General features: G+C 63.5%; 6 protein-coding genes and 1 pseudogene. 3 read left to right on the top strand and 4 right to left on the bottom strand.

All coding sequences use genetic code 11. From position 1 onward, the window contains the following. Positions 1-393: 393 nt before the first annotated feature. The gene (locus tag VFB18_RS06240) at positions 394-1,641 is read right to left on the bottom strand and encodes a CmpA/NrtA family ABC transporter substrate-binding protein (RefSeq protein WP_324972343.1); all 1,248 of its coding nucleotides are present in this window, start codon (positions 1,639-1,641) and stop codon (positions 394-396) included. Then, positions 1,638-2,240, bottom strand: coding sequence for an ANTAR domain-containing response regulator (locus tag VFB18_RS06235; protein WP_324972340.1), 603 nt, complete (start codon positions 2,238-2,240; stop codon positions 1,638-1,640). The genes VFB18_RS06240 and VFB18_RS06235 overlap by 4 nt, the downstream gene beginning before the upstream one ends. 175 nt (positions 2,241-2,415) lie before the next feature. Between VFB18_RS06235 and VFB18_RS06230 the strand changes: the two genes are divergently transcribed. After that, positions 2,416-2,808 carry a hypothetical protein gene (locus tag VFB18_RS06230; RefSeq protein WP_324972337.1) on the top strand — a complete coding sequence of 131 codons (393 nt, stop codon included), beginning with the start codon at positions 2,416-2,418 and terminating at the stop codon, positions 2,806-2,808. A gap of 18 nt (positions 2,809-2,826) precedes the next feature. On the opposite strand, the gene VFB18_RS06225 is transcribed toward VFB18_RS06230, so the two are convergent. After that, the gene (locus VFB18_RS06225) at positions 2,827-3,369 is read right to left on the bottom strand and encodes a BPSL1445 family SYLF domain-containing lipoprotein (RefSeq protein WP_324972334.1); all 543 of its coding nucleotides are present in this window, start codon (positions 3,367-3,369) and stop codon (positions 2,827-2,829) included. A 209-nt stretch (positions 3,370-3,578) separates the two neighbouring features. Between VFB18_RS06225 and VFB18_RS06220 the strand changes: the two genes are divergently transcribed. Then, positions 3,579-3,998, top strand: coding sequence for a hypothetical protein (locus VFB18_RS06220; protein WP_324972331.1), 420 nt, complete (start codon positions 3,579-3,581; stop codon positions 3,996-3,998). On the opposite strand, the gene VFB18_RS06215 is transcribed toward VFB18_RS06220, so the two are convergent. Next, positions 3,995-4,186 carry a hypothetical protein gene (locus VFB18_RS06215; RefSeq protein ID WP_324972330.1) on the bottom strand — a complete coding sequence of 64 codons (192 nt, stop codon included), beginning with the start codon at positions 4,184-4,186 and terminating at the stop codon, positions 3,995-3,997. The two genes, VFB18_RS06220 and VFB18_RS06215, sit on opposite strands and share 4 nt — an antisense overlap. Positions 4,187-4,419: 233 nt before the next feature. Here VFB18_RS06215 and VFB18_RS06210 point away from each other — a divergent pair. Further along, a pseudogene (locus VFB18_RS06210) lies at positions 4,420-4,610 on the top strand (hypothetical protein); the annotation flags it as partial.

The raw sequence follows: 4,610 nt of genomic DNA, 5'->3' as shown, positions 1-4,610 counted from the left end.
CACACCGCGAAGCAGATGGTGAAGGCGATGGTGGACATCCAAAGCGCCCGTGCCGGTGCGCTCACCTCGCTTGCCTCTCGCCGGTCAGTCAACGTCATGGGGTCTCCGCTTCTCTCGATCGTCGCCGCGAAAAGAAAAAGCTGCCGACCAGGACCTCGCTTCCCCACTCGGTTGGGGTCGCGCTTTCCTGATTGGCAGCTTTGCCCGTGGCGCCCGCCTTTGGACGCCGTTACCAACACTAGGCACGAAACATGCCAGTCCTGTTCGCGGAAAAAAAGCACAGAAAATCAGACGGTTGCCTTTCGTCATCGCGCTGCAGGGAGCGCGGCTCCCCGACTAAACGATCGGCAAATGCCTAGGTGCACCGCACAAAAGTTGAGCGATGGAGCTGCGTCAGGAGATTTCGTCGCGTCGCGCAGGCACACCCTCGGCCGCGATGTACGCGTCGATCCTGTCTGGGTCGAACAGGCGCCCGTCGAAGAACCCGTCCGGGCCGAGAATGAGGCTCGCTCCGGCCGAGCCGACGGGCGTCGCTATCTTCAGCGCGCCCTCGACCTTGGCATTAGCCCCGGGCAAGGCGACCCCGAGCGGCTTAAGCGCATTTCGATAAAGGTCCGGCCGGTAGGTGTCGCGCGCCATCGCTTCGTTGCTCTTGTCGTGCTTGATCTGTCCCCAGCGGACCATCTGCGTGTAGAGCCAGAGCGCGTGGCTCTTCCAGGGGAAGGTCGCCGCCTTGGCCAGAGGCACGAAGAAATCCTCGACGGGGATGACTGCGGCGCCGCCGATTTCGATCTCGCCGGTGAGCGCCGGCATCATCCATTCGGCCGGTCGATCGACATAGTGCGGGCCGGCAAGCAGACGCGCGAGCTCCTCGCGATTGCCGGGCTCTGCCGCCCACACCGCCGCACGATAGATGGCGCGCAGGAGGGCTGCGAGCGCCTCGGGATGCCGCTCCGCCCATTGCGCCTGCGCGCCAAGAACCTTCTCGGGGCTGCCCCTCCAGATCTTGGCCTTTACGGTGGCGATGCGGCCGAACCCGCGCGCCACCGCCGCAGTATTCCATGGCTCCCCGACGCAGTAGCCCTCGATGCTGCCCGAAGCGAGCGCGTCGGCCATCAAGGGCGGCGGCAGGATCACGATCTCGATGTCACGGTCGGGATCGATGCCGCAAGCCGCAAGCCAATAGCGAAGCTCGTAGTTGTGCCCCGAATGGGGGTGGACCACCGCGAATCTGAGCGGTGGCCGACTAGCCCGCGCGCGGTCGGCGACGATCTGCCTCAACGCCGCGCCGGCCGTGGCGGGGTCGAGGTCTGGCTTCGCGCCGAGCGCCGCCATCTCGGTCCATAGCGCATTGGACACGGTTACAGCATTGCCTCCGAGCCCGAGCGCCATCGGCGCGATGGTGCGCGAGGCGAGGGGGGTGAGCCCGAGATTGCAGGCAATCGGCATCGGCGCGAGCATGTGCGCGACCTGGAAATGCCCGACCGCGAGCCGGTCGCGGATATTGGCCCAGGACGTCTCGCGCGCGAGCACAAGATCGAGGCCTTCTTTTTCGGCGAAGCCCTTTTCCTTGGCGGCGACGAGAAGGGCGCTGTCGAGCAGCGGCATGAAGCCCGCAGTGACCTCGTGGCGCTCGCTCATGCCTCGTCTCCCGGTCCGAGCAGGCCCGCCGCCGTGATCAGGCTCTGCGCAATCTCGGCGATCTTGCGGTTCTGGTTCATCGCCGTCTTGCGCAGGAGCGCATAGGCCGCTTCCTCGGTCAGACCCTTGGATTTCATGAGGATGCCCTTGGCGCGCTCGATCACTTTGCGATTCTCGAGCTCGCTGCGCGCCTCCTCGAGCTCGCGCGCTAGCCGCGAGAAGGCGTTGAAGCGGCTGATGGCCATGTCGAGAATCGGCTTCACGCGTTCCTGCTTCAGCCCGTCCACCACGTAGGCCGAAACACCGGCCTCGACCGCCGCTTCGATCGAGGCGCGGTCCGAGCGGTCGACGAACATGGCCACCGGCCGCTTCACCGCGCGTGAGAGCTGGAACATGTTTTCCAGCACGTCGCGGTTGGGATTCTCCAGGTCGATGACGATCACGTCGGGATTGATGTCGGCGATGCTGCGCGCGACGCCGTTGATATCGTGCACCACGGTGACGTTGTCGTGACCGGTCTCGCGCAATCCCGCCTCGATGATCGAGGCGCGAATTCGGTTTTCATCGATGACGAGAATGGCGAGCGAGGAGGAATCCATTGCCGCCAATCTGGCTTGGGATGGTCTTCAATGCAATGCAGTAACCCCAGCCGCGCGCCGCGCGTCGATGCGTCCCGCCTTGGTGCCGCCAGCGCCGCAGAACGTCCGGAATTGTGCCACCAATTGCCGTTAGTCTCGGTCACTGGTGTTGCAAAAAAGGTAAGGAGCGCGCTTCGTGGCCGGGAGAGAGAAGGACGCGGATTGGATCCTCAAGGCGATGATCGCGGTGGCCGCGGCCGACGGCAGGCTGAATGCGAGCGAGGTCGGCCTGATTCAAAAGGTCTATCAGGCAAGGACCGGCCGCTCCGTCGACGTGAGCGGGGTCGCGTTTGCGGTGCAGATGTACGCGAGGAAGCGCGACGTTCTGGCGGAGCTCTCGGCCGCAGCCGGAGGTCTGGACTGGGACACCAAGGTCGAGATCATCCGCGCCGTCTACCTGACCCTCCACGCCGACGACCGCGCCACTCCGGAGGAGCGCGCCAAGCTCAAGGAGATTGCCGCCGCGCTGCAAGTGCCGGAGCCTCGCCTCGACGCAATCATTAGTGAAATGGCGCTGCCGCCCGAGTAACCGACACGCCGCGTGGGCTCAGGGCGTGATGCGCGAAATCTTGGAGCCTTCGAGACTCAAGCTGTACATCAGCCCCTGTTGGTCGAAGATGAAGCCGAGAATGGGGCTCGTCAGAGTGTCGGTATCGATCGCTCCGGCGGCGCCGAGATTGACCACCACCACTGATCCGTCGACGCCGACCTTCCAGCCGTAGGACTGCTCGAACTGCGCGAGCGCCTCCTCGGTCATGAACAGAATAATGACGGACTGCGCTTGCACCCCGATTTGAAAGCCGAACGAGGCCGAGACGATATTGTAATAGCCGGCCGCATTCCCGTGCACGATGAGAACGCCCTCTCCATAGGCGCCGCCAAAGCCGAAGCCGGCCTTTACGACGGATGGGAACACCAACGCTCCGGCCGCTTTGCGGCCGAGTTCGTGCGCGCTCGGGTTCATTTCGACAAATTTGTGAAGGGCCTCGTTGGCGGAAGCGTTGATCTCGTCGGCATTCCCCGCAAGTGCCGGCTGCGGCGCCGCGAGGGCCGTTACAAGGATTATCCCAAGTGCTTGCAACAGCCTCATGCCGCCCCCTCCGAAGGCCGAACCGAAGCAACACCCTATGTTTCATAACGGCAATATTGAGGCCTTTTTGCCGCACTTTTGCCCGCGCGTCCAAGAATTGGGAACCGCGGCAATCGGCAGACCGTTTATGCCGGGGGTCACCCTAAGGCCGCAAATCTGCGGAAGGAATGCGATTTCGTTCTAACTGCGTCAAACCGGGGCAAAAAAACATGACGGAAGGACTCGAACACGTCGGTCTCATGGAATTGGACCACGACATTGAAAGCGCGGCCGTCGCCGGAGCAGCGGCGGTGCAAAGGCTGATCGCCGACCGGACCCAGCTTCGCGCCAGGCTCAGTCTGCAAGAGCAGGAGCTCACGGCATCACGAGCGGCACAAGACGACCTAAGACGGCGTCTGACGCTCTTGCACCAGCGTTACATCGATCTTGCGAGAAAGGTCGTCGGTCAGCTCGAGCAGTTCGACGTTGCGATTCGCGAATTGCTGCAGGACAGCCGTCAGGCGGGCCCGGTCAATGGAGATCCCGCCAAGCGCCAGTTCGACAGCAATGGCGTTCCGCTCGGGCCGCAGGTGATGCCGAAGGAAATGAACGGCGCCAACGGCAAGATGCCCTTGCCGATCGAGCCCTAAGCGTCCTTTGCGTCGCTCTCGTCCTTGACGATCCAGGTCAGGTACACCGCCTCGCACCATTTGACGGCATTGCTCGATGGAACCTGCGTCCAGGCAATGGCCGGAAAAGGCTGCGCGGAATAGGTTTTGAGATGGAGGCCTGGCTGCCAAGCGCAAGAGCGCGGCTCCGCCGCAAACGTGGTACGCATCACATGATCCCCGCTTCACTACGCTACGGGGAGCATTTGACCACGAAACGGGCCGGCTTTGGTGACCCGCGCGCAACAGATCGCCGAAAATGCACTTTCGATGGGCTGACAGCGATCTCCGCGCGCAGCGCTGATCGAGTCGAGCATGGTTGGCGCCGTTTGTGCCGTGACGATCTGGTAACCAAAGAAGATGATTCTTAGACCCTGGTTGTCAGCAACTTCGGGGGAGTGAAGTGAAACTAAGCATTGGCCGAAGATTGCTCCTGCTAGCCGCTTTCGGCGCGGGACTGGCGGGTTGCGGCACGCCTAGAACCGACGAGGCGGCCGCTCCGCCCGTCGCCTACGAGCCGCAAGGCCGCGTCGATCGCGCGCCTCTCCCGCCACCGCCGGGAGAAAGCGCACCCTCAAAGCCCGGCATGGCTGC

The organism is Methyloceanibacter sp. (genome assembly GCF_035650995.1).
GTDB lineage: Bacteria > Pseudomonadota > Alphaproteobacteria > Rhizobiales > Methyloligellaceae > Methyloceanibacter.
The sequence above is the reverse complement of the archived record's forward strand: the minus strand, read 5'-3'. Positions and strand labels throughout refer to the sequence as shown.

What these genes read in the sequence shown, in the direction of transcription:
- VFB18_RS06225 (WP_324972334.1), bottom strand. Translation starts at nt 3,369, where the DNA reads ATGAGGCTGTTGCAAGCACTTGGGATAATCCTTGTAACGGCCCTCGCG.
- VFB18_RS06235 (WP_324972340.1), bottom strand. Translation starts at nt 2,240, where the DNA reads ATGGATTCCTCCTCGCTCGCCATTCTCGTCATCGATGAAAACCGAATT.
- VFB18_RS06240 (WP_324972343.1), bottom strand. Translation starts at nt 1,641, where the DNA reads ATGAGCGAGCGCCACGAGGTCACTGCGGGCTTCATGCCGCTGCTCGAC.
- VFB18_RS06215 (WP_324972330.1), bottom strand. Translation starts at nt 4,186, where the DNA reads ATGCGTACCACGTTTGCGGCGGAGCCGCGCTCTTGCGCTTGGCAGCCA.
- VFB18_RS06220 (WP_324972331.1), top strand. Translation starts at nt 3,579, where the DNA reads ATGACGGAAGGACTCGAACACGTCGGTCTCATGGAATTGGACCACGAC.